Origin of the sequence: Lentzea flaviverrucosa (assembly GCF_003350445.1) — a bacterium.
Taxonomy (GTDB): domain Bacteria; phylum Actinomycetota; class Actinomycetes; order Mycobacteriales; family Pseudonocardiaceae; genus Lentzea; species Lentzea californiensis.
This window is the reverse complement of sequence record NZ_QQAU01000013.1, coordinates 216,720-241,825: the sequence shown is the minus strand read 5'-3', so window position 1 is coordinate 241,825 and position 25,106 is coordinate 216,720. Positions and strand designations below refer to the sequence as shown.

The 25,106-nt window shown below is 69.4% G+C and carries 18 protein-coding genes; 8 read left to right on the top strand and 10 right to left on the bottom strand.

Annotated features, from left to right (window positions below; genetic code table 11):
• The first annotated feature begins 73 nt into the window (after positions 1-73).
• The gene (locus tag DFR72_RS33540) at positions 74-886 is read left to right on the top strand and encodes an SCO6745 family protein (protein WP_090070170.1); all 813 of its coding nucleotides are present in this window, start codon (positions 74-76) and stop codon (positions 884-886) included.
• On the opposite strand, the gene ctaD is transcribed toward DFR72_RS33540, so the two are convergent.
• Positions 883-2,649 (bottom strand): aa3-type cytochrome oxidase subunit I, encoded by a 1,767-nt coding sequence (ctaD, locus tag DFR72_RS33535; protein ID WP_090070172.1) that lies wholly within the window; start codon positions 2,647-2,649, stop codon positions 883-885. The genes DFR72_RS33540 and ctaD overlap by 4 nt on opposite strands.
• Before the next feature lie 38 nt (positions 2,650-2,687).
• The gene (locus DFR72_RS33530) at positions 2,688-4,013 is read right to left on the bottom strand and encodes an esterase/lipase family protein (protein WP_090070173.1); all 1,326 of its coding nucleotides are present in this window, start codon (positions 4,011-4,013) and stop codon (positions 2,688-2,690) included.
• A 104-nt stretch (positions 4,014-4,117) separates the two neighbouring features.
• Here DFR72_RS33530 and DFR72_RS33525 point away from each other — a divergent pair, with 104 nt between their 5' ends.
• Positions 4,118-5,284 (top strand): RNA-guided endonuclease InsQ/TnpB family protein, encoded by a 1,167-nt coding sequence (locus DFR72_RS33525; protein WP_245983729.1) that lies wholly within the window; start codon positions 4,118-4,120, stop codon positions 5,282-5,284.
• Between the two features lie 60 nt (positions 5,285-5,344).
• Here DFR72_RS33525 and DFR72_RS33520 read toward each other — a convergent pair whose 3' ends face one another.
• Together DFR72_RS33520 and DFR72_RS33515 are read right to left on the bottom strand one after the other, a co-directional pair.
• A complete protein-coding gene (locus DFR72_RS33520; protein ID WP_090070175.1) occupies positions 5,345-9,241 on the bottom strand; it encodes a caspase family protein in 3,897 nt (1,298 codons plus the stop codon).
• Between the two features lie 66 nt (positions 9,242-9,307).
• A complete protein-coding gene (locus DFR72_RS33515; protein WP_090070487.1) occupies positions 9,308-10,090 on the bottom strand; it encodes a slipin family protein in 783 nt (260 codons plus the stop codon).
• 160 nt (positions 10,091-10,250) lie between these two features.
• On the opposite strand from DFR72_RS33515, the gene mshC reads away from it, so the two are divergent.
• A complete protein-coding gene (gene mshC, locus DFR72_RS33510; protein ID WP_090070176.1) occupies positions 10,251-11,489 on the top strand; it encodes a cysteine--1-D-myo-inosityl 2-amino-2-deoxy-alpha-D-glucopyranoside ligase in 1,239 nt (412 codons plus the stop codon).
• Here mshC and DFR72_RS33505 read toward each other — a convergent pair.
• From DFR72_RS33505 to DFR72_RS33495, 3 genes are all read right to left on the bottom strand, one after another.
• On the bottom strand, positions 11,486-11,974 hold the full coding sequence (locus tag DFR72_RS33505) for a hypothetical protein (protein ID WP_090070178.1): 489 nt from the start codon (positions 11,972-11,974) through the stop codon (positions 11,486-11,488). The two genes, mshC and DFR72_RS33505, sit on opposite strands and share 4 nt — an antisense overlap.
• A 1-nt stretch (position 11,975) precedes the next feature.
• Positions 11,976-12,218: an ATP-dependent Clp protease adaptor ClpS gene (locus DFR72_RS45895; protein WP_170176526.1), complete on the bottom strand. Its 243-nt coding sequence runs from the start codon at positions 12,216-12,218 to the stop codon at positions 11,976-11,978.
• A gap of 139 nt (positions 12,219-12,357) precedes the next feature.
• Positions 12,358-14,061, bottom strand: coding sequence for a S8 family peptidase (locus tag DFR72_RS33495; protein WP_245983728.1), 1,704 nt, complete (start codon positions 14,059-14,061; stop codon positions 12,358-12,360).
• 499 nt (positions 14,062-14,560) lie between these two features.
• Between DFR72_RS33495 and DFR72_RS33490 the strand changes: the two genes are divergently transcribed.
• A complete protein-coding gene (locus tag DFR72_RS33490) occupies positions 14,561-15,661 on the top strand; it encodes a S1 family peptidase (RefSeq protein ID WP_090070182.1) in 1,101 nt (366 codons plus the stop codon).
• Positions 15,662-15,749: 88 nt separating this feature from the next.
• Here DFR72_RS33490 and DFR72_RS33485 read toward each other — a convergent pair whose 3' ends face one another.
• Entirely contained in the window at positions 15,750-16,247 is a 498-nt protein-coding gene (locus DFR72_RS33485; protein WP_245983727.1) for a GbsR/MarR family transcriptional regulator, read from the bottom strand.
• Positions 16,248-16,329: 82 nt separating this feature from the next.
• Here DFR72_RS33485 and DFR72_RS33480 point away from each other — a divergent pair, with 82 nt between their 5' ends.
• Positions 16,330-17,217 (top strand): ABC transporter ATP-binding protein, encoded by an 888-nt coding sequence (locus DFR72_RS33480; protein ID WP_090070185.1) that lies wholly within the window; start codon positions 16,330-16,332, stop codon positions 17,215-17,217.
• Positions 17,214-18,797, top strand: a complete 1,584-nt coding sequence (locus tag DFR72_RS33475; protein ID WP_090070187.1) for an ABC transporter permease — start codon at positions 17,214-17,216, stop codon at positions 18,795-18,797. The genes DFR72_RS33480 and DFR72_RS33475 overlap by 4 nt, the downstream gene beginning before the upstream one ends.
• Here DFR72_RS33475 and DFR72_RS33470 read toward each other — a convergent pair.
• A complete protein-coding gene (locus tag DFR72_RS33470; RefSeq protein ID WP_245983726.1) occupies positions 18,727-19,887 on the bottom strand; it encodes an MFS transporter in 1,161 nt (386 codons plus the stop codon). The genes DFR72_RS33475 and DFR72_RS33470 overlap by 71 nt on opposite strands.
• A gap of 76 nt (positions 19,888-19,963) precedes the next feature.
• Entirely contained in the window at positions 19,964-20,863 is a 900-nt protein-coding gene (locus tag DFR72_RS33465) for a PAC2 family protein (protein WP_090070190.1), read from the bottom strand.
• A 48-nt stretch (positions 20,864-20,911) separates the two neighbouring features.
• On the opposite strand from DFR72_RS33465, the gene metH reads away from it, so the two are divergent.
• Positions 20,912-24,451, top strand: a complete 3,540-nt coding sequence (gene metH / locus DFR72_RS33460) for a methionine synthase (protein ID WP_090070192.1) — start codon at positions 20,912-20,914, stop codon at positions 24,449-24,451.
• Positions 24,444-25,100: an HAD family hydrolase gene (locus DFR72_RS33455; protein WP_090070193.1), complete on the top strand. Its 657-nt coding sequence runs from the start codon at positions 24,444-24,446 to the stop codon at positions 25,098-25,100. Before metH ends, DFR72_RS33455 begins: the two co-directional genes overlap by 8 nt.
• Positions 25,101-25,106: the final 6 nt, after the last annotated feature.

Here is a 25,106-nt window from a genome sequence, read left to right as displayed (position 1 = left end):
CCTGGAGCTTGGCAGAGGGGTCTGACAATTTTTGGCGCCTGACTTACGAGCCGGGACGTTCTAGGTTGTAGAGATGATCAGGACTTTGTTTCGCTCGCTCGAGGCCGTGCACGGAATGATCTACTTCGCCCCCGAGGCCGACTCGCGGTACGCGAGCGCGGGGCTCGACCGGCCCGGCGGTTACTTCGCGTCCCGGGCGGCGGCGCTGGGGGCGGTCGGGGCCGAGGTCGTGATCGCGACGTTCTACAACTTCAACCCCGCGATCGTGCGGGCGCGCATCCCGCAGGCGTGGGAGACGGTCTCGCCGCAGCGCATGCTCGAACTGCGGTGGGAGGCGGCGGACGAGGCCCTGAAGAAGGTCCTGCCGGACGACCTCGAGGAGATCAACGCGCTGGCGAAGCGGGCCGCCGAGCGGTCCAAGGAGATGCCGCACGGCCGCACGTTGTTCGCCGCGCACGCCGCCCTGCCGTGGCCGGACGAACCCCGCCTGCAGCTGTTCCACGCCCAGACGCTGCTGCGCGAGTTCCGCGGCGACGGGCACCTCGCTGCCCTGCTCCGAAACAACGTCACCGGCCTCGAGGCGCTCGTGCTGCACGCCGCGACCGGTGAAGTTCCGGCTGAAGCGCTGCGCAAGACGCGTGCGTGGTCCGAGGAGCAGTGGACGGCCACGCTGGAGGACCTGCAGAAGCGCGGGCTCGTCGGCGAGGACCAGCTGCTCACGGAGAAGGGGCGCGAGCTGCGGCAGGGCATCGAGGACGACACGGACCACATGGCCGCGGCGGCCTACGACGTCCTGTCCGACCAGGAGAAGCAGCGGTTCGTGGAACTGGCCTCGCCGCTGAGCAAGGCCGTCGTCGAAGCCGGCATGGTCCCCGGCCGCCGCTAGTCCGTGTCGGTGCCGTCCCGTTCGGTCGACGCGAGCGCCTTCTCGGTGACCTCGTCCTTGCCCGCCCGGTGCTTGCCGGGATGGGTCAGCGAGAAGTGCGCCTCGTCGCGCATCCGCTCCACCATGTGCGGGTAGTGCAGCTCGAACGCCGGCCGCTCCGAGCGGATCCGCGGCAGCTCCGTGAAGTTGTGCCGCGGCGGGGGTGAGGTCGTGGCCCACTCCAGCGAGTTGCCGTAGCCCCACGGGTCGTCCTGCGGGGCCGGGTCGCCGTAGCGGTAGGAGCGGAAGACGTTCCACACGAACGGGAGCACCGACGCGCCGAGCAGGAACGCGCCGATCGTGGAGAGCGTGTTGAGGAACGTGAAGCCGTCGGAGGGCAGGTAGTCGGCGTAGCGGCGCGGCATGCCCTCGTTGCCCAGCCAGTGCTGCACGAGGAACGTGCCGTGGAAGCCGAAGAACGTCGTCCAGAAGTGCAGCTTGCCCAGCGGCTCGTCGAGCATCCGGCCGGTCATCTTCGGGAACCAGAAGTAGAGGCCCGCGTACGTGGCGAACACGATCGTGCCGAACAGCACGTAGTGGAAGTGCGCCACCACGAAGTACGTGTCGGACACGTGGAAGTCGACGGCCGGTGAGGCCAGCAGGATGCCCGTCAGGCCACCGAAGAGGAACGTCACGAGGAAGCCGATCGAGAACAGCATCGGCGTCTCGAACGTCAGCTGCCCCTTCCACATCGTGCCGATCCAGTTGAAGAACTTGATGCCCGTCGGCACCGCGATCAGGAACGTCATCAGCGCGAAGAACGGCAGCAGCACCGCGCCCGTCGCGTACATGTGGTGCGCCCACACGGCCACGGACAGCATCGCGATCGCGAGGGTCGCGAACACCAGGCCCTTGTAGCCGAACAACGGTTTGCGGCTGAACACCGGGAAGATCTCCGTCACGATCCCGAAGAACGGCAACGCGACGATGTACACCTCGGGATGGCCGAAGAACCAGAACAGGTGCTGCCACAGGATCACGCCGCCGTTGGCCGGGTCGAACACGTGCGCCCCGAGGTGCCGGTCCGCCGCCAGGCCCATCAGAGCCGCGGTCAGGATCGGGAACGCCAGCAGGATCAGCACGGCCGTCACCAGGATGTTCCAGGTGAACACCGGCATCCGGAACATCGTCATGCCCGGTGCCCGCAGGCACACCACGGTGGTGATCATGTTGACCGCGCCGAGGATCGTACCCAGACCGGACACCGCCAGGCCCATGATCCACAGGTCCGCGCCGACGCCCGGCGAGTGCACGGCCGACGACAGGGGCGTGTAGGCGAACCAGCCGAAGTCCGCCGCACCACCAGGCGTCAGGAACCCCGAGACGGTGATGATGGCGCCGAACAGGTACAGCCAGTACGAGAAGGCGTTCAGGCGCGGGAACGCGACGTCCGGCGAGCCGATCTGCAGCGGCAGGATGAAGTTCGCGAACCCGAACAGGATCGGCGTCGCGTACAGCAGCAGCATGATCGTGCCGTGCATGGTGAACAGCTGGTTGTACTGCTCGTTCGACAGGAACTGCAGCCCTGGCCGCCCCAGCTCGGCGCGCATCAGCAACGCCATCACGCCGCCGATCATGAAGAACACGAACGACGTGGTCAGGTACATGATCCCGATCTGCTTGGGATCTGTGGTCTTGAACAGCTGGAGGAAGTACGAACCCTTCGGCCGTGCGCGCGCCGCCCCCGGATGGGGCACTACGGGCGTTGGCTTGATCGTGGTCATCGCGCCTCCTCCGTGCCAGAGGTGAATCGTCCTCCCGGTCAGACCGAGGGGCAATCCACGACGAGCACCGCGCTGGTCACCGGGACCACCGGAGCGCCTACCGAAATGCCGCTGACCTGCACGTAGTAGGCGCCGGGGGCCAATTCGCCGAATTTGATCGACATCCTCTCCGAGATGGCCGGACTGCGCGATTCGACCTGTTTGCCGTTCTCGTCGAGCAACGCGACCTTCAGCGCGCGGGCCGGCGTGTCCCTCAGTTCGACGGTGACCTCCAGGTCCTCCCCGGTCAGCGCCAGGTCCGGCACGCTGACCTGGGGCTCGGTCGAGGTCACGTTGCGCGGCACGACGGGCTTCGCGGTCAGGAACGACTCCACGGCGTCCAGCACGGCGGCGTTGTCCTGCAACGACGTGTGCTGCTCCGTCACGCGGTGCAGCGTGTTCGAGTCCAACGCCAGGCCACGGCGTGCGGCACCGGGCATCGGCACGGTCGAGTCCCCGTACAGGTCGTCGCCCTCGTACGTCCGGTAGCTGGTGACTTTGCCGTCGGCGATCCGAACAGTGGTGGCCGTCGGCTGCTTACCGCCGAGGATCGCGTACGTCCGGTCGGCGAACGAGTCGGTCAACGCGCCGTGGAACGCCATCGCGTCCGTGACCATCTTCGTGTCGAGCTCGGGCAACGACACCTCAGTGGTCTTGAGAAGTCCGCCGGTGGACTCGATGCACGCGTACTCGGGCAGCAGCTGGTGCAGCGACGGCATCGACCGCGCGAACTCCGTCAGGTCGATCGCCAGCGGCCCGAGCTCCTTGCGCACGCCGTTGACCAGCTGGTCCAGCGCGGCGGCCGCCCCGCGGTACGGCGTGCCCATCGTGATCAGCTTCGCGGTCCGCTCGGCCATCCCGCACTGCTCGATGCACCACCGCGCGACCAGCCCGCCCATCGAGTGGCACACGAAGCTGACCTTGGCGTCGGGCCCGATCCGGTCCAGCGCCTCGTCCACCCGCCGGGCCAGCAACGCGCCGTTGTAGCGGTTCGACAGCCGCCAGTCGTAGGCGAAGAGGAGCAAGTTGCCCTTCTCGACGGTGTACCCGAGCGAGTTCATCCGCCTGGTCACCCGGTCGTAGCCCTTCAACGGCGTCCAGATGCCGGGGATGACGTGCAGGTCCGCCATCAGCCCCGCGGGCTCGACGCCGTCGCCGGGGTGCTCGTCGCCGATGCCGGCCGGGAGCTTGAGCTTCTTCAGGCTGCGTCCGAGCGTCAGCACCGCGCGCAACGCGGCCTTGCCCGACACCTCCCAGGCCATGCCGTCCTCGTTGCGCAGCGTGCTGCCGAGGATTCCGGGCAGGACCACCACCAGATCGGTCATCTGATTTCCAAACCGGCGGATACCCCGGCGTTCACGCCGGGGAGGAGCCGCTCTGTGCGTAGGGGTGGACGGGACGTCACATGGCGGGCCGCTAGCGTGTGAGCATGGCGGAGCGGGTGGTGAAGCGGGCGTTCAAATACCGCTTCTACCCGTCCGCCCAGCAGGCAGCCGAGCTGTCCCGGACGTTCGGCTGCGTGCGACTGGTTTACAACCGGGCGCTGGAAGCCCGTACGGCCGCCTGGTACGGCGAGCAACGCCGGGTGTCCTACGTGCAGTCGTCGGCCATGTTGACCGAGTGGAAGCAAGATCCCGGGTCGGCGTTCCTGACCGAGGTGTCCTCGGTTCCGCTGCAACAGAGCCTTCGGCACCTGCAAGGTGCGTTCGCCGCGTTCTGGGACAAGCGGGCGAGGTACCCGAGGTTCAAGTCCAAGCGCAAGTCCCGTGCGTCCGCCGAGTACACCCGATCGGCGTTCCGGTGGCGTGACGGGACGCTCATCTTGGCGAAGATGGCCGAACCTCTCGACATCCGTTGGTCTCGGCCGCTGCCCGAAGGCGCTGAGCCGAGCATGGTCACGGTATCCCGGGATGCGGCGAACCGCTGGCACGTCAGTGTCCTCGTCGACACCACCGTGCACGACGGGCCCACGTCCGATCAGGTGGTCGGGCTCGACGCCGGCATCGCCAGCCTCGTCACTCTCTCCACCGGGGAGAAGGTGACGAACCCTCGCCACGAGCGGCGGGACCGGGAGCGGCTCGCCGTGGCCCAGCGGCGACTGGCCCGCAAGATGAAGGGTTCCAGCAACAGGGCGAAGGCGCGCGTCAAGGTGGCGCGGGTGCACGCCCGAATCGCAGACCGTCGCAGCGATAATCTGCACAAGCTGAGCACGCGTCTCGTCCGTGAGAACCAAACGGTCGTGATCGAGGACCTCGGCGTGCGCAACATGGTTCGCAACCACAGCCTTGCCCGCGCGATCAGCGACGCCGCCTGGTCGGAACTGCGGACCATGTTGACCTACAAATGCCAGTGGTACGGCCGCGAACTGGTCGTGATCGACCGCTGGTACCCGAGTTCGAAGGTGTGCTCCGCGTGCGGAGCGCTCCAGGGCACAATGCCGCTCGGCATCCGGGAGTGGACGTGCCGTTGCGGAACTGTCCACGACCGGGATGTCAACGCGGCGATCAACATACGAGCGGCCGGGCTGGCCGTGCTCGCCTGTGGAGACGGTGTCAGACCAGCTCGTGCGCAAGCACGAGAAGGCAACTGTCGCTGAAGCAGGAACCCTCCCGGGCGACCGGGAGAATCCCCGTCCTTCAGGGCGAGGAGTAGTCAACTAGGACTCCTCGGCGAGCTTGCGGATGAGGGAGAGCAACGCGAAGTTCGCGGGCACGAGGTACGTCAGCTCGTGGATCCACGCCAGCCGCTGACCATGCGCGGGCAACGCCAGCCGCGAGTCACCGGCCCGAGCGCGCGCGACCACCTTGTACAGCGCTGCCAACGCGTGCGGCTCCAACGCCGTCACGGCCTGGGTCAGTGCTTGAGGTGACGCATGAGCTGCGAGCCCGCGCAGGACGTCGGTCACGCGCGCTGGGTCTTCCACGGCGTCCAGCACGAGGTCGAGCACATCGGCGTCCTCGTCCGCGAGCAGCAGCAGCGCGTGCACGGGCCGGTTGTCGCGGACGCTCTTCAGCACTTCCTTGTCCAGCAACTCTTCCCGGCGTGCGGCGAGCAGTTCGCGCCGGCGTGCGGGTGTGGCGTCCACGAACTCGTCCGCGAGACTCGCGAGCAGCCACGGCCGATAGGCGAGCACGACGCCCTGCTGCCGCGCGGTCACCCGGCGCGCCTGGATGACCTGCGCCTCGATCAGGCTCGTCCCGTACAACGCCTCCGTGACGGCGACGTCCGCGTCCGTGGACAACAACTCGGGGTGCTGGAGCAGGATGTCGCGCTCCTCCAGGTACGAGCGCGCGAACACCCACGACCGGGCGGTCCGCAGCAGCGTCCGGTCGACCGACAGCCAGTCCGGCGTCGTGTCCCACGGCCACGGACCGGAGTCGTAGTGGCGGCGGGCGATGTCGTGCACGTCGTGGGTCGCCTGCCGCGACTGGCCGACGTGCGTGAGCGCCTGGCACAGCCACTTCGCCGCCGCCGGATCACCGGCCCTCGTGGCCGCCGCCCGCAGCATCAGCAGCGTGGCGAGGTGCGGGCCGGCGAACCGCGCGGTCACCCGTTCCCAGGTCTCGTCGACGATCTCCGGTTGCTTCAGGCCCGCGCAGAGCGTGTCGAGCGTGAACAACGCCGCCGACAGCGTCGACAGCCTGTCGGTGTTCTCCGGCAGCAGGCACACCTCGACGGTGCGCAGGCCGGTGGCCAGCGCCTCGCGGGGCTTGTCCGCGTCGCGCTGGCGGCGCATCAGGTTGTGCAGCGCCTGGCCGTGCACGGGCAGGCCGTCGGCGAGGTCGGCGGCCTGCCGGGCGGCGTCCAGGGCCGCGTCCGTGCGGCCGACCATGCTGTACGCGACGCTCAGGCTCAGCGCGGCGTCGGCGAGCTGGGGACGGAAGGCGGCGTGCCGGCCGAGCGTTCCGCTGATGTCCGCTGCCTGCTGCGTCATGCTGCCGGCGTCGAACAGCCTGCCCAGCGCCAGGTAGTCGCGGCTCAGTTCGACCAGCGCGCTGACCAGGTCCGCGAGGAACACCGGATTCGTCTGCGCGAGCGAGTAGTACAGCTCGACGGCCTGCTTCGACCGTTGCATCGCCTCGTAGCGCAGACCTGAGTCACTGCACCGCGCGGCTAGACACGTGATCGCGCGCGCAAGCGGTGCGTCGGTCTCCACGGCCGCAACGGCGTCACGGGCCGTGGACAGCGCGTCCCGCCTTCGCCCCAGCATCGCGTAGACCTCGCTCAGGTCCACCAGCGCGCCACTGAGGTGTGCCGCGTACGTCGGGTTGTCGCCACCGTGCGTCGTCGTCTTCGCGATGCGCTGCGCAAGCCGTTTGTGCGTAAGGCTTTCCGCCGTCGTCGGAGTCGATGCCACCAGCTCGCGGTACCGCACGGCGGCCTCTTCCGCGGGTGCCACGGCCTGCTGCAGACGTCCGGCCTCCCGGAACCGGCGGCCCAGCTTGTTCAGCACGAAAGCCAAGTCCGCCAAGTACATCCGCAGCGTCGGCACCAGCGCGCGGAAGTGCTCGGCGGCCTCTTCGAGGGGCGGGATGGCCTCGTCGCCGCGACCCCAGTGCATCAGCTCGTTCGCCGCCGTCGTGGCCGCGAGTGCGATGTCCGGCAACAACATCCGGTTCATCACCGCGAGCGCGCGCAACCCGTCCAACGCCCGAGTGCCCGCGTGCCCGCAGTGCCGCCAGGCGTACTTCCACAGGTAACCCGGCACGTTCGGCGGGACCCCGGCCTCCATCCGCTGCCGGTACAGCTCGATCAGCGCGCAGGCCACCTTCTCCGCGTCCGGCGCGAACACCTCGTCCCGGCTCGGCGCGAACGGCGGCCGCAGGTGGTCGGCGAACGTCTGGTGCGTCAGCTTGAAGACCGCCGTGCCCTCCTCACCGTCCTGCACGACGTGACGACCCAGTTCGGTGAGCACGGCGGTGATGTCCTCACGCGTGAACTCCTCGCCGGACAACGCCTGCGCGACCGCCCTCCACTCGGCTTCGGGGAACCCCGCGCCGTAGCTCCACGTCAGCGCCGTCAGCAGCGCACGGGCCGAGGGCACCTTCGCGAGCTCACGGTCGAACGCCGCGTCCAGCGAGAGCTTCAGGTCGGCGCCGCCGTCGGCGAGCACCTGGTCGGTGATCATCCACGCGGTCAGGAACGGCAGCTTCGCCAGCTCGTCCACAGTGGACTGCGCCGCACCGGGACCCAGCCGTGCCACGACGTACTCGCGGACGTCGGTCTCGCTGTCCGCCTCGTCCAGGTCCAGCACCTCGACCGGTGACAGCTCGGTCAGCAGGGGAGCGCCACCCGCGACCCGATGTGCCTGCCGCGTCGAGACGATCACGACCGCGTGGCTCGCGAGCTTGGTCAGCAGCGAGGTGGCGATCGAGAACGACTCACCGCGCGCCTCGTCCAGGCCGTCGACCACCAGCACCGGCGGCGAGGCCAGCGCGCTGACGACACCGACCAGTTCGGTGGCGCCCCGGCGCGGGCCCTCGGGTGCGGGGACCAGGCCCGCGGCGACGAGCTGGCGGCTGAGCAGGTCGGCCACGCGGTCGGCGTCCATCGCGCGGGCGTGCACGGCGGCGTCGACCGAGCCGGGACCGGGGTCGGCGTGCCGGAACGACGGCCCGGTGCTCAGCAGCAGGTCGCGCTCGGCCGGGTTGGACAGGCTGACGACCCGGCCGACGACCGCGGACTTGCCGGTGCCCGGCGACCCGGTGACCACCCGCAGGCCGGCCGACTCGGACTTCACCCAGCTCACGACCTTGTCGACCTGGGCGGTGCGGCCGGTGAACCACGAACGGCCGGACGTGGAGTCACCACCACGTGCCGCGAGCAGCAGGTGCTTCACGACCGTGTTCGCGGCGTAGAGCGGGTTCGGCAGCATCGGCTGCGAGGACCCGTACTGCATGAAGCGCGGCCGTTGGACGTCGCTGTCCCACGCGTTCAGCAACGCCGTGCCGACCGCACCACCGTCGACCAACGCGATGCGGTCGCTCCACCGCCGTGCGTCCTCATCGGCCGTGGGACCGGCACGCAGCAGCTTGCGCAGCTTCCCGCCGAACAGGCCGTCCCTGGCCGTTTCGACGCTCGAACACGACACCAGCACGCCCGCCCAGTGCACCTGGCCCGCCAGCAGCTCCTCCTGGACGGCGGCGACCGTGCGGACGGCCTCGTCGAGCTGGGCGCCCGAGTAGCAGGCGTCGACGATGATGAGCACCTGGTGCGCGCCCGACGCGGCGCACCACAGCGCGAACTCGTGCAGCATGACGCCGTCGACCACGCCGTCGTTGTCCCTGGCCAGGAGCCTGAGGTTGCCCGCGACGGGGATGGCGTGCCCGCTCCACAACGCGACCAGCGCGCCGCCGTCCTGGGGTTGCTGGCGCAGCGCCTTCATGTGCGCGCGGATCTCGGCCTCGGTCGGATCCGCCAGCGGTTCGCCCTCGTAGCCCTTGAGCAGCGCACGCAGCTCCCGCACGTCGCTCACGGCGTGCTGCAGCGGCTGCACCAGCTCGTAGGAGCCGACGCCGATGCCGACGAACCTGCCTCTGACCCGATCCTGCATTGCCACTACCCCCTGTCCACACGTCGTTCTGGGGGAGTGCTCGTTAGCCGGGGTAACTCACATGGGCTACTGCTCCGGCGAATCCTTCGGCAGCTCCAGGTTCGTGTTCTTCTCCAGGAACCTCAGGAGCTCCACGGGGAACGGCAGCACCAGCGTCGAGTTCTTCTCCGCAGCCACCTCCACGATGGTCTGCAGCAGCCGCAGCTGGAGCGCGCCGGGCGTGGCCTCCATGGTCCCGGCGGCCTCGGAGAGCTTCTTGGACGCCTGCAGCTCGCCGTCCGCGGTGATGATGCGGGCGCGGCGTTCCCGTTCGGCCTCGGCCTGCCGCGACATCGAGCGCTTCATGCTCTCCGGCAGCGCCACGTCCTTGATCTCCACGCGGTCGATGTCGACGCCCCACTGCAGCGCGGGCGTGTCGATCATCAGCTCCAGGCCCTGGTTGAGCCGCTCGCGGTTGGACAGCAGGTCGTCGAGCTCGCTCTTGCCGATGATCGACCGGAGCGAGGCCTGCGCGACCTGCTGCATCGCGAACCGGTAGTCCTCGATGCTGATGACGGCCTTCGCCGCGTCCTGCACCTTGAAGTACACGACCGCGTCCACGCGCACGGTGACGTTGTCGCGCGTGATGCCGTCCTGCGCCGGAATGGGCAGGGTGACGATCTGCAGGTTGACCTTCCGGAGCTGGTCGACCCCGGGGATCAGCATCGTCAGCCCCGGCCCGCGCACGCCCTCGCGAAGCTTGCCGAACCGGAACACCAGCCCCTGTTCGAACTGTTTGATCACTCGGGCGCTCAGGGCGAGGCCGAGGCCTCCGAGCACGACGATCCCACCGAGGATTTCGAAGAAGATCATGAGACCCGCCCTTCACCGGCGAATGCCCTGATGTCCAACGGTACGCCTGGGGTGCGTCGGCGAACGTCCTGCCTTTTCGCCCGAACGAGCCGGGGCGTGGTCGTCCCGACACGCGGAAATCACGCTCCACCCGGTGGCACGCGTTAGTGTCGGATGCATGCAGACCTGGTCATCGATTCCTGTGCCACGGGTTCCGGGGGACCCCCGCCCGCTGCGGCTGTTCGACACGGCTACAGGCGAAGTGCGTCCGACGGCTCCAGGAGACACCGCCAGGTTGTACGTCTGCGGGATCACGCCGTACGACGCGACTCACCTAGGCCACGCCGCCACCTATCTGGCGTTCGACCTCGTGCACCGCGTGTGGCTCGACAACGGCCACAACGTGCACTACGTCCAGAACGTCACCGACGTCGACGACCCGCTCCTGGAGCGGGCGCTGCGCGACAAGGACGACTGGGAGGTGCTCGCGATGCGCGAGACCGCCCTGTTCCGGGAGGACATGGAGGCGTTGCGCGTCCTGCCGCCGCAGGACTACGTCGGCGTCGTCGAGGCGGTCCCGGAGATCGTCGAGGTGGTCGCGAAGCTGCTCGCCGACGGCCACGCCTACCGCGCGGACGACTCCGAGTACCCGGACATCTACTTCGAGCACAACGCCACGGGCCGTTTCGGCTACGAGTCGAACTACTCCTCCGAGGAGATGCTCCGGCTCTTCGCCGAACGAGGCGGCGACCCGGACCGTCCCGGCAAGCGGCACCCTCTCGACGCCCTGCTGTGGCGCATGAAGCGCCCCGGCGAGCCCGCGTGGCCGTCCGAACTGGGCGAGGGCCGCCCCGGCTGGCACATCGAGTGCAGCGCCATCGCCCACAACCGCCTCGGCGCCGGCTTCGACGTCCAGGGCGGCGGCTCCGACCTGATCTTCCCGCACCACGAGTACTCCGCGGCCCACGCCGAGGCCCAGACCGGCCAGCACCCGTTCGCCCGCCACTACGTGCACGCGGGCATGATCGGCCTCGACGGCGAGAAGATGTCGAAGTCGCGCGGCAACCTGGTCTTCGTCTCGAAGCTGCGGTCGCAGAAGGTGGACCCGAACGGCGTCCGCCTGGCGCTGCTCGCGGGCCACTACCGCGCCGACCGCCCGTGGACCCAGTCACTGCTGGACGAGGCACTGACCCGGCTGGACAAGTGGCGCCGTGCAGCGGACCTCGACACCGGACCGTCCGCTGTGGACACCGTGACGCGGCTGCGCGACCACCTGGGCAACGACCTCGACACGCCTCGCGCGCTGGCCGCGGTCGACGCCTGGGCCGACGAGGCGTTGACGCACGGCGGGTCGGACAGGCACGGGCCTTCGCAGATCCGTGACGCGGTGGACGCGCTTCTGGGCGTGGACCTCTAACCGGCAGGCCATCCGGTGGCGGCCCTCGGTTCGAGGGCCGTCACCAGCGCCTGCTGCACACCGCTGTACGCCGTGGCGCTGATCGTGGTTGCGCGAGTCCACGTCAGGTGCAGCCCTCGCAACTGTGCGAACGTGATGAGCCAGTCGTCGACCTCGTCGAACCCGAGCAACCACGGAGTGGGCTCCGCGCACCGCTTCCGCACGCGCCACGCGGGCTCGGGGTCGGTCAGCACGTCCCGGTGACGTTCCCAGAAGGCATTCGCCTCGGCAGAGGACCCGGACGCGTCGGGGAACATCTGGCGCATCAGGAGTTCGGCGGTCGGAGCACGCCAGAACCGCTTCTTGCGCTCACGCGGCACCACGCCGTCCTCGAGCAGATCGAGCAGTTCTGCCAGCACGGGCAGCGCGGACGCGACGAACGCGTCCGGCGCCCGTACGAGCAGGCCGTCGCCCATCGAGACCGCGACGAAGACGGACTCCTCCACCTCATACCTTCCCGAACGTCGTGCGCAGGCCGAACCTGATCAGGTCCAGCGCGATCATCTCGGCCTCGTCGCGGCTCCCGTACTCGCCGACCACCGCACGCCCGTTCCGGTGTACCTCGGTGGTCTTCTCCCGCGCGACCGCATCGCTCGCACCGCACACCTTGCGCAGCAGGTGATGAACGACCGCGAACACGTTGTGGTCGTCGTTGTGCACGACGACCTGCCACCTCTCGCCCGAAATCACCGGCAGAGTATGCGGCAGCGCCACAATGGACTCGTGAGGAAGTCCGGGGCCGGCGCAACACCGTCGTGGTTCGGGGCCTGGACGTGGAACCGCCCCCGAGGCGGAAGCACCGGGGGCGGTTCGTTCAGCGAGCAGGAGCTCAGACGTCGAGCGTCCAGTTGTTCAACGTGCCGGTGTCCAGGGACGCCGCGTCGCGCACGCGCAGCGTCCAGGTGCCGTTGGCGGCCTCACCAGAGAGGTTCTTGGTGTAGGTCTCGTTGATGTTGTCGGCCGAGCCGCCGCTGCGGTTGTGCAGGTTGACGACGGTGCCGTCCGGCGCGACCAGGTCGACCACGAGGTCGCCCTTGTAGGTGTGCGTGATCGAGACCTTGATCGACGCGGTGGCCGACGCGTTGCCCGCGCAGCCGGAGACGACGATCGTGCTGGTCACGGTGGTGTTGTCGGGGATGGCGACCGGGGTGGAGTTGGTCTTGGCGTCACAGCTGCCGCCGACCGCGTTGACCACCCAGGAGAACGTGGCCGTGCCGGTCTTGTTCGCCGCGTCGGTCACCGTCGCGGTCACCGAGTAGGTGCCCGCCGTGGTCGGGGTGCCGGAGATCGCGCCGGAGGCGTTCGCCGACAGACCGGCCGGGAGACCGGAGACGGACCACGAGTACGGCGCGGTGCCGCCCGAGGCCGAGAGCTGCAACGACGCCGGCGTGCCGACCGTGGAGGTCTGCGTGCCGGGGTTCGTCACCGAGGGGTTGCCCGAGGGGGCACCGAAGAGCGAGTACAGCAGCTTGTTCGGCGTGTTGGCGCCGACGTTGGTGATCTTGTTGGGCGTGGAGGCGGCGTTGATGCCGTTCCACACGGCGGCGGGGGAGTCGGTGGGGTGCGTGGCGAGCCACAGGGCTGCCGCGCCCGCGACGTGCGGGGTGGCCATCGACGTGCCGGAGATGTTGTTCGTGGCGGTGTCGTTGGTGTTCCACGCCGACACGATGTTCGAGCCCGGAGCGTAGATGTCCGTGCAGGAGCCGTAGTTCGAGAACGACGAACGTGCGTCGGTGTTCGTCGAGGAGTTGACCGTGATGGCCTCGGTGACGCGTGCCGGCGAGGTGCTGCAGGCGTCGGTGTTCGAGTTGCCGGACGCGATCGCGTAGGTCACACCGGACGCGATCGAACGGCGCACCGCCGCGTCCAGCGTGGCGTCCGCGCCGCCGCCGAGCGACATGTTGGCGACAGCGGGCTTGACCGCGTTCGCCGTCACCCAGTCGATACCGCCGACGACACCGGCGGTCGTGCCGGAACCGCCACAGGTCAGCACCTTGACGGCGACGATCTTGGCGGCCTTCGCGAGGCCGTACTGCGAGCCCGCGATGGTGCCGGCGACGTGCGTGCCGTGACCGTTGCAGTCGCTGTTGTTGCCGTCGCCGGAGGTGTTGGTGCCCCACGTCGCACGGCCACCGAACGTGGAGTGCGTCGTGCGCACACCGGTGTCGATGACGTACGCCGTCACGTTGGACGCCGTGGTGTCGTACTGGTAGCTGTTGCTCAGCGGCAGGTCTCGCTGGTCGACGCGGTCCAGGCCCCACGACGGCGGGTTCTGCTGGACGTCGAGCGCGTGCACCTCGGCGTCCTGCTGGACGAACGCGACCTTCGGGTCCGCGGCGAGACGGGCGGCCTGCTTGGCCGTCATCTTCACCGAGAAGCCGTTGAGCGCGTGCTGCCAGACCTGGCCGACCTGGCCGCCGTACTTGCTCGCCAAGCCCGGTGCGGCGGCCCTCGACGCCGTGTCGGCCTTCAGCGAGACGATGTAGCTGTCCTTCACGACATCGGCGCGGTCGGCGCCGAGAATCGTCCCCACGTTTTCTTGAGCTGACGCAGCCGGGACCACAGCGGCGGCCAAACACATGGCGGCAGCGGCTGTGAGTCCGGCACCCAAGACTCTTCGCATGGCAGGGTTCTCCCTCGTGCAGGGAACAGGGTGTCCAGCACGCTAGCCCTAAACCGCAGGTCAGAGGGATACGCCGGTGGTTGCGAACTGTTGACAGATTTGACTTGCGTGTCAAAGCGAATGGTCGCTCTGCGTCACGGAAATAGGCTGAGAGAACGCATTTGGATTCCCTATATCAACCCGAACGCCGCGAGGTCCACCCCTCGAACGACCCTACCGTCCGGTAGACATGCCGAAGTAGCGTCGCCCAGACGGAGGAACGAACTGATCGGGCAGTTCGCCGCCTGGGGACGCCATTCATCCGGTGTCGTACGGGCTGTGTTGCAGCACAGCTGATCTCCTCATCGCGGTTGCCCGGTCCGGCGTTACACCGGCCCTGCACAAAACCGAAGACCAAGGAGAATTGCCTATGAAGCGCATGGCTGTCGCAGCTGTGGCCGTGTTGGCGGGCGCTCTCGCGACGACGGTCTCCCCTGCCGCCGTCGCCGCCGAGGGACCCTCCGCCGACCTGCTCGCCGCGATGCAGCGCGACCTCGGGCTGGACGCCACGCAGGCGGCGGAGAGGCTGCGCCAGGAGAGCGCGGCCACGGTCCTGCAGCGAGTCGCGGAAGGGTTCGCCGGCGAGAGCTACGGCGGCGCGTGGTTCGACGCGTCCATCGGCAAGCTCGTCGTGGGCGTGACCGACGAGGCCAAGACCGACCGGCTCCGCAAGCTCGGCGCGGAGCCCCGCACGGTCGCGCACAAGGCGAGCGACCTCGACGCGGCCAAGGCGAAGCTCGACGCGTCGCCGGCTCCGGCCGAGGTCACCGGCTGGTACGTCGACACCAGGGCGAACGCGGTCACGATCACCGTCAAGCGAGGTCAGACCCAGGCGGCGCAGGCGCTGGTGGAGAAGGCGGGCGCGGTCGCGAAGGTCGTCGAGACCGACGAGGCGCCGCGGCTGTTCAAGGACACCCGAGGTGGCGACGCCTACTACATCAACAACGCCGGACGCTGCTCCATCGGCTTCGCGGTCGGGGGCGGCTTCGTCACCGCCGGGCACTGCGGTTCGCCCGGCGACACGGTGACCGGCGTCGACAAGACGGCGATGGGCGAGTTCGAGAAGTCGTCCTTCCCGGGCAACGACTACGCGTTCGTCAAGACCAACTCGTCCTGGACGTCCACGGCCAAGGTGAACCACTACGGCGGCGCGGACGTGATCGTCTCCGGTCACACCGAGTCCGCCGTCGGCGCCTCGATCTGCCGTTCCGGCTCGACCACGGGCTGGCACTGCGGCGAGGTCCAGGCCAAGAGCCAGACCGTGAACTACCAGGAGGGCTCGGTCAGCGGCCTCACGCGCACGAACGTGTGCGCGGAGCCTGGTGACTCGGGTGGCTCGTGGGTCAGCGGCACGCAGGCGCAGGGCGTCACCTCGGGTGGCTCCGGCAACTGCACCAGCGGCGGCACGACCTACTACCAGCCGGTCAACGAGATCCTCGAGACCTACGGTCTGGCGCTCACCACGGGCTGATCACCTGAAGTGAACGAAACGGAGGCGGCATCACCCGAACGGGTGGTGCCGCCTCTCGTTGCAGGAAGCAGAAATCAACGGTGACCCGCTAGTCCTGGCGCTCTTCCATCCACTTTTCGCGGTGCACGCGCCACCGGTCCAGCATCGAGCCGAGCTCGCTGTGCACGAAGCGGAAGAACTCGCGGGTCTCGTCCAGCCTCGTTCCCGCCTCGGAGTCCGCGCCGAGCGCCTCGACGCCCTCGCCGAGCACCTCGTCGATCATGCCGAGCATCTGGTCCTTGCGGAACGTCGCCTCGAACCAGACGTTGTCGCGCATCCGGTAGACGTCGCGGCGTGATCCGGGCTCGCGTTCGCGGCTGACGATCTGGACGGTGCTCAGGTAGCGCACCGCGCCCGACACCGCCGCCGGGGAGATCTGCAGCAGGTCGGCGATCTCGGCCGCGGTGAGCCGGCCGGAGTCCGTCGTCAGCAGGGCCGCGAGGATGCGAGCCGGCATGCGGGGCACGCCGGTGTCCGCCAGGATCCCGCCGAACCGTTCGACGAACTGGCTCACCGCCTGCGTGTCACGCTCCGTAGCACTCGTCACGGCGGCATCATCCCTTTCGTCAGTCGATCGGGCAAAATTTACACGCTTCACGAAGTTGTGAAAGAAGTGTAGCTTACCCGCCATGACATCTGCGATATCCGTGTCGGGCCTGGTGAAGACCTTCGGTCCGACGCGTGCGCTGGACGACCTGAACCTGGACGTCCAGACCGGTGAGGTGCACGGCTTCCTGGGCCCGAACGGCGCCGGCAAGTCGACGGCGATCCGGGTCCTCCTCGGTCTGCTGCGTGCCGACTCCGGCACCGCGCGGCTGCTCGGCGGCGACCCGTGGAAGGACACCGCGGCCCTGCACCGCCGCCTCGCCTACGTCCCCGGCGACGTCAACCTCTGGCCCAACCTGACCGGTGGCGAGGTCATCGACCTGCTCGGACGGCTCCGCGGCGGCCTGAACAAGGCCCGCCGCGCCGAGCTCCTGGAGCGCTTCGAGCTGGACCCGCGCAAAAAGGGCCGCACCTACTCCAAGGGCAACCGGCAGAAGGTCGCGCTGGTCGCCGCCCTGTCGAGCGACGTCGAGCTGCTGATCCTCGACGAGCCGACCTCGGGCCTCGACCCGCTGATGGAGGCCGTCTTCCAGGACTGCATCAACGACGAACGCTCCCGTGGCCGCACCGTGCTGCTCTCCAGCCACATCCTCGCCGAGGTCGAGGCCCTGTGCGACCGGGTGAGCATCATCCGCAACGGCCACATCGTGGAGACCGGCACGCTCGCCGACCTGCGGCACCTCACCCGCACGTCGATCTCCGCCGAGCTCGCGGGCCCGCCCGACGGTCTCGCGGACCTGGCCGGCGTGCACGACCTGGTCGCCGAGGGCAACCGGGTCAGGTTCGAGGTCGACTCGGACGAGCTCGACCCCGTTCTCAAGCAGCTCGTGTCGACGGGCGTGCGCACGCTGACCTCCCAGCCGCCCACGCTGGAAGAGCTGTTCCTGCGTCACTACGAGGACGCGAAGTGATCGGCACCGGGCACCTCGTGCGGCTGGCGTTGCGCCGCGACCGGATCCTGCTGCCGATCTGGGTCCTGTTCCTGGTCGGCGTCACCTACTCGACGACGACCGCGCTGGAGGAGCTGTACGCAACGGCCGAGTCGCGGGCGCTTCTCGGCGTCACCGCGAACGCGAACTCCGCCTTCCTGGCGATGCTCGGGCCGCTGCACGACTGGTCGTCGCTGGGCGGACTGGTGGTGTGGCGCTGGGGCGTCTTCTCCGGCCTGTTCGTCGCGATCATGGCCATGCTGGTCGTCACCCGGCACACGCGCGCGGAAGAAGAGGCGGGCCGCACCGAGCTCATCGCCGCCACGGTCGTCGGACGGCACGCGCCGCTGGCCGCCGCGGTGATCGTCGCGGGCGGCACGAGCCTGCTGATCGGGCTGCTGCAGGCGCTGGCGCTGATCGGCAAGGACCTGGCCCCGGCGGGCGCGTTCGCGTTCGGACTCTCCACGGCGAGCGTGGGACTGGTGTTCACCGCCGTCAGCGCGTTCACCGCGCAGCTCTCGGAGAACTCGCGCGTGTCCAACGCGATCGCGGGAGGGTTCCTCGGCGTCACCTACCTGCTGCGCGCGGCGGGCGACGCGGCGGGGGAGTCGGGGCCGCAGTGGCTGACCTGGTTCTCGCCGATCGGCTGGACCGAGCACGTGCGGTCGTTCGGCGACAACAGGTTCTGGGTGCTGCTGCTCCCGCTCGCGGCGTTCGTCCTGCTGACCGGCGTCTCCGCGTACATCGTGACCCGCCGCGACGTGGGGCTCGGTCTGTTCGCCGCCCGCCTCGGCCCGCCGCACGGCACGATCAGCAGCCCGTTCGGGCTGGCGTGGCGGCTGCAGAAGGGCTCTTTGATCGGCTGGTCCGTCGCGCTGTTCGCGGTGGGCGTGATCTACGGCAGCGTCGCGCAGGCCGTCGGGCAGATGGTGCAGGACAACCCGGCGCTCGGCCAGATCGTCAGCAAGATCGGCGGGGCCGACGCCATGGTCGACGCGTTCTTCGCGACCGTCACCCAGCTCCTGGGGCTGATCTCCTCGATCTACCTCGTGCAGGCGGTCCTGCGGCTGAGGTCGGAGGAGACGTCGTTCCGCGCGGAGCCGATCCTCGCCACGCCGGTCTCGCGCTGGGGCTGGGTGGCCTCGCACGCCGTGTTCGCCCTGGTGGGCGGCGCGGTCGTGCTGGCGGCGGCCGGTCTCGGCCTGGGCCTGGTCTACGGGGCGCAGACGAACGACCTGGGCACCGTCCTGCCGCAGATGCTCGGCGCGGCACTGGCCCAGCTCCCGGCCGCGTGGGTGATCGCGGGTGTGGCGCTGGTCCTGTTCGGGCTGTTCCCGCAGCTCACGGGGGTGAGCTGGGCGGTGGTGTCGGTGGCGCTGGTGCTCACGCTGCTCGGCCCCGCGCTGCAGCTCGACCAGTGGATGATCGACCTCTCGCCGTTCACGCACGTCCCGAAGTACCCGGACATCACCTTCGGGCCGCTCGCCTGGCTCACCGTGGTCGCGGTGGTGCTCCTGGCGGCGGGGTTCGCCGGGTTCCGCCGGCGCGACCTGTCCACGTGACGATCGCGGGCACGGTCACCAGCAGCGCCGCCGGGACGAGGAAGGCCGTCAGCGGATGTGACTGGTAGAGCGGGACGAACGCCAGCGGGGCCGCGGCGGCGCCCATGAAGCGCAGTGACTGCACGACACTGACGCTGCCGCCCCTGTTGGCACTGCCGTTCTGCAGCACCAGCGCGTTGAGGCTCACCAGCACGCCCTGCGCGGCGGCTCCGGTCAGCGCCCACGCGATGACCGCGACCGCCGCGAACGGCGTCGTGCCCACCGCCGCGACGAGCCCCGCGCCCAGCGTCGCGCCGACGACGACCGTGGTGGCGGCACCGAACCTGTCGATGGCCTTGCCGATCTGCCGCGCGGTCAGGAACCCGACGATGCCGAAGCCGGTGAGCAGCAGGCCGCGTTCACCCGCGCTCAGGCCGAACACGTCGTCCAGCCGGAACGCCACGAGGAACGACAACCCGCCCAGGCACCCCCAGCAGACGAACGCGATGAGCGCGGGCCGCAGCGTGCTCGGCACGAACGCGCTGCGCAGACTCGCGTCGCGCTCCGGTTCGGCCTCCGTCTGCGGCACGCCCAGCACCGCCAGCGCGACGGCGACCACCGCGATGACCACGAACGCCAGCCGCCAGTCGACCTCGGCGGTGAGCCCGCCGACGAGCGGCGCGGACGTCTGCCCGGCCGCCTGCATCGACCCGAACAACCCCAGCGCCCGGCCGAGCTTCTCCCTGGGCGTCGAGGCGGCGATCACCGCCAGCAGCACCGGCGTCGTGAACGAGTTCGCCGCGCCCTGCAACGCGCGGGAGGCCAGCAGCACCTCGAAGCTCCAGGAGCAGGCGGCCAGCACGGACGTCAGCGCATAGGCGACGTAGGCGATCCGGATGGTCCGTTGTGGACCCCAGCGCTGCGCGAGCGTGCCGGAAGCCAGCATCAGCACCGCGAACGGCACGAGGTAGTAGGTGAGCGTCGACGCGGCGTTGCCCGCCGACCGCCCGAAGCTGTCGCCGATCTCGGGCAGGATCGAGGTGGTCACGGCGCCGCCGAACGGCCCGATCAATGCGCCCGCGTACAACCCGGCGCGTGCCAACCGTCCCACGGACACCTCCGCCGCTCACCCTATTGCGGTGAACGGCGGAGAACGCCCGAAAGTGGTTGTTGTCGCCAAGTTCCTCTCAGCGCGGACCGGGCGACGGCCAGCCCGGGCCACGGCCGCGGCGGCGCAGGTAGCGCTCGAACTCCGCGGCGATGTCGTCACCCGACGCCTCGGTGATCTGCAGCTCCGCGTCGCCGCGCTCTTCCAGGGCGCGCACGTAGTTGCGCACGTCCTCGTCCTCGTCGGCCATCTCGGAGACCGTGCGCTCCCACTCCTCGGCCTGCTCCGGCAGGGCGCCGAGCGGGACCTCGATGTCGAGCACCTCCTCGACCCGGTGCAGCAGGGCCAGCGTGGCCTTGGGGGAGGGCGGCTGCGAGACGTAGTGCGGCACGGCGGCCCAGAACGAGATCGCCGGGATGCCCGCCTGCACGCACGCGTCCTGGAAGACGCCGACGATGCCGGTCGGGCCCTCGTACTTCGAGTGCTCCAGGCCGAACTTCTCGGCGGCGTCCGCGTCGTAGGCCGTGCCGGTGACCGGGACCGGGCGCGTGTGGGGCGTGTCCATCAGCAGTGCGCCCAGCGTCACCACCGTCGTCACGCCGAGGGCGTCGATGTGGCCCAGCAGCTCGGCGGCGAACTTGCGCCACCGCATGTTCGGCTCGATGCCGTGCACGAGGATGACGTCCACGTCCGAGCCGGGGGGCCTGCACACCGACAGCCGCGTCGTCGGCCAGTCGACCCTGCGGGTGACGCCTTCGACCATGCGGACGCTGGGGCGCGTCACCTGGAAGTCGTAGTAGTCGTCCGGGTCGATCTCGGCGAGCGGGGTGGCGTCCCAGGTGAGTTGGAGGTGCTCGATCGCGGTGCTGGCGGCGTCGCCGGCGTCGTTCCAGCCTTCGAACGCACAGACCATGATCGGAGCCGTGAGCGGGATGCGCGGGTTCGAGGGGGTCGGGGATTCCTGGGACGGATCGTTCACGGCGCCAGACTACGGGTTCGGCCAGTCAACTCATCGTAGGCTTGGCCCATGCGTGATCGCGGAGAGTCGCCGTTGCTGGAAGCGCTGGTGAACCGCGTTGTCGTCGCTGACGGGGCCATGGGCACGATGCTTCAGGCCGTTGACCTCTCCCTCGACGACTTCAACGGTCTGGAGGGCTGCAACGAGATCCTGAACGTCACCCGCCCGGATGTCGTCAAGGCGGTGCACCGCGGTTACCTGGAAGTCGGCTGCGACGCCGTGGAAACGAACACTTTCGGTGCGAACCTCGCGAACCTCGCCGAGTACGACATTCCGGACCAGATCTTCCACCTGTCCGAGCGCGGTGCCGCGCTGGCGCGGGAGGTGGCGGACGAGTTCGGCACGTCCGGGCAGCCCCGGTTCGTGCTCGGCTCCGTCGGTCCCGGCACCAAGCTGCCGACGCTCGGCCACGCTCCTTATGCGACGTTGCGCGACGCCTACCAGGAGCAGTGCAAGGGCCTGCTCGTCGGCGGGGTGGACGCGATCATCGTCGAGACCTCGCAGGACCTGCTGCAGACCAAGGCGTCCGTCGTCGGCGCCAAGCGCGCGATGACGGCCGAGGGCCGGTTCGTGCCGGTCATCGCCCAGGTGACCGTGGAGACGACCGGCACGATGCTGCTCGGCTCGGAGATCGGCGCCGCGCTGACCGCGCTGGAACCGCTGGGCATCGACCTGATCGGCCTGAACTGCGCCACCGGTCCCGCCGAGATGAGCGAGCACCTGCGGACGCTCTCCAAGCACGCGCGCATCCCGTTGTCGGTGATGCCCAACGCCGGACTCCCCGAGCTGGGCCCGCACGGCGCGGTCTACCCGTTGTCGCCGGAGGAACTGGCCCAGGCGCTGGCGGGGTTCGTCCGCGAGTTCGGTGCCCGGCTCGTCGGTGGCTGCTGCGGCACGACGTCCGAGCACCTGCGCCAGGTGGCCGACGCGGTGCGCGACCTCGGTCCGTCGTCGCGCCGGCCGCGCCCGGAGCCGGGGGTGTCCTCGCTGTACCAGGCCGTTCCGTTCACACAGGACGCTTCGGTGCTGATGATCGGCGAGCGCACGAACGCCAACGGCTCCAAGGCGTTCCGCGAGGCGATGCTGGCGGAGAAGTGGGAGGACTGCATCGAGATCGCGCGCGACCAGACGCGCGAGGGCGCCCACCTGATCGACCTCTGCGTCGACTACGTCGGCCGCGACGGTGAGGCGGACATGCGTGCGCTGGCGTCGCGGCTGGCCACCGCGTCGACGTTGCCGATCGTGCTCGACTCCACCGAACCGGGCGTGCTCCAGGCCGGTCTGGAGTGCCTCGGCGGCCGCAGCGCCGTCAACTCGGTCAACTACGAGGACGGCGACGGGCCGGACTCCCGGTTCCAGAAGATCATGCGGCTCGTCTCCGAGCACGGCGCGGCGGTCGTGGCGCTGTGCATCGACGAGGAGGGCCAGGCCCGCACAGCCGAGTGGAAGGTCCGCGTCGCCACCCGGCTGATCGAGGACCTCACGACGAACTGGGGCATGCGCGTCGACGACATCATCGTCGACTGCCTGACGTTCCCGATCTCCACCGGCCAGGAGGAGGTGCGCCGCGACGCCGTCGAGACGATCGAGGCGATCCGCGAGCTCAAACGCCGCCATCCGGACGTGCAAACGACTTTGGGCCTGTCGAACGTCTCCTTCGGACTCAACCCGGCCGCGCGCCAGGTGCTGAACTCCGTTTTCCTGCACGAATGCGTGCAGGCGGGCCTCGACACCGCGATCGTGCACGCGTCCAAGATCGTGCCGATGGCCCGCATCCCCGACGAGCAGCGCGCGGTGGCCCTCGACCTCGTCTACGACCGCCGCCGCGAGGGCTACGACCCGTTGCAGAAGCTCATGGAGCTGTTCGAGGGCGTCACGACGAAGTCGAACTCCGCCACGCGGGCTCAGGAACTGGCCGCGCTGCCGTTGTTCGAACGCCTGCAGCGCCGGATCGTCGACGGCGAGCGCAACGGCCTGGAAGCCGACCTGGATGCCGCGTTGGACGAGCGCCCGGCGTTGCAGATCATCAACGACACGTTGCTCGCCGGCATGAAGACCGTCGGCGAACTCTTCGGTTCCGGCCAGATGCAGCTGCCGTTCGTGCTGCAGTCCGCGGAGGTCATGAAGACCGCCGTCGCGCACCTCGAACCGCACATGGAACGGTCTGACGACGGCGGCAAGGGCCGGATCGTGCTCGCCACCGTGAAGGGCGACGTCCACGACATCGGCAAGAACCTCGTCGACATCATCCTGTCCAACAACGGCTACGAGGTCGTGAACATCGGCATCAAGCAGCCGATCAACACGATCCTGGAGGCCGCGGAGGAGCACCGCGCGGACGCGATCGGCATGTCCGGCCTGCTGGTCAAGTCGACCGTGATCATGAAGGAGAACCTCGAGGAGATGAACTCCCGAGGCGTCGCCGCGCGGTGGCCGGTGCTGCTGGGCGGGGCGGCGTTGACGCGTGCGTACGTCGAGAACGACCTGACGGAGATGTACTTCGGCGACGTCCGCTACGCCCGTGACGCGTTCGAGGGCCTGCGGCTGATGGACGCGATCATGGCGGCCAAGCGCGGCGAGACCCCGCTGGTGGATTCCGAGGCCCAGGCGAAGGTCCTGGAGCGCAAGGCCCGCCGTGAACGGTCGCTGCGCATCGCGGCGGCCCGCAAAGCCGTTGCGGGTGCAGAGGAAGTCGTGTCCGGCCGCTCGGAAGTGGCGGCCGACAACCCGATCCCGGTGCCGCCGTTCTGGGGCAGCCGGGTCGTGAAGGGCATCCCGGTCGCGGAGTACAGCGCTCTGCTGGACGAGCGCGCGACGTTCATGGGGCAGTGGGGCCTCAAGGGCAGCCGCGGCGGCGGCCCGACCTACGAGGAACTGGTCGAGACCGAAGGGCGTCCACGCCTGCGCTACTGGATGGAACGCCTTGCCACGGAAGGTGTTCTTGCCCACGCCGCGGTCGTCTACGGCTACTTCCCGTGCGTCTCCGACGGTGAGGACGTGGTCATTTTGGAGGAGCCCTCCGCCAGGTCCGCTGAACGCTTCCGGTTCACTTTTCCGCGCCAGAAAAGGGATCGCCGCCTCTGCCTGGCGGACTTCTGGCGTCCTCGCGACGCCGGCGAGGTCGACGTGATCGCGTTCCACCTCGTCACGATGGGCCAGCCGATCGCCGACTTCGCGAACGAGCTGTTCGCCAAGAACGCGTATCGTGAGTACCTGGAAGTCCACGGACTGGGGGTCCAGCTCACCGAGGCGCTGGCCGAGTACTGGCACAAGCGGGTCCGCGAGGAACTCGTCTGGCCGGCAGGCGGCACCGTCGCCGCCGAAGACCCGGCCGACGTCGAGGAGTACTTCAAACTCGGCTACCGCGGCGCGCGTTACTCGTTCGGCTACGGCGCCTGCCCCGAGATGGAAGACCGCGCGCGCATCGTCGAGCTCCTGGAGCCGTCGCGCATCGGGGTCACGCTGTCCGAGGAACTCCAGCTACACCCGGAACAGTCCACCGACGCCTTCGTGGCGCACCACCCGGAGGCGAAGTACTTCAATGTCTGACTTGCAGGCTGTCCTGTGGGACATGGACGGCACGCTGCTGGACTCCGAGAAGCTGTGGGACATCCCGCTCTACGAGTACGCGGAGAAGCTCGGCGGCGTCCTGTCGCTGGAGACCCGTGAGCGCATGGTCGGCAGCAACGTGCCCACCACCATGCGCCTGCTGTTCGCCGACGTCGGCATCGAACCCACCGAGGCCGACATGGCCGACGGCGCCGCGTGGATCTCACGCCGCACCGAAGAGGTCTTCCGCACCGGCCTGCCGTGGCGTCCGGGTGCCCAGGAGGCGCTGCGGTCCGTGCGCGAGTCGGGCGTGCCGATGGCGTTGGTGACGTCGACCGAGCGCTCGCTGACCGAGGTCGCGCTGGACACGATCGGACGGGACCTGTTCGACGTGACCGTGTGCGGCGACGAGGTGGACGGGCTGAACAAGCCGCTGCCCGAGCCGTACCTGAAGGCGGCCCGGCTGCTGGGCGTGGACCCGGTGCGCTGCGTCGCGATCGAGGACTCGCCGACCGGGGTGGCCGCGGCCGTCGCCGCCGGGTGCACCGTGCTGGTCGTGCCGTGCGACGTCGAGGTCGAGGCGGGGGAGCGGCGGATCTTCCGCGACTCGCTCGTGGGCGTGGACGTCGACGTGCTGAAGGCCCTCTAGCCGGTG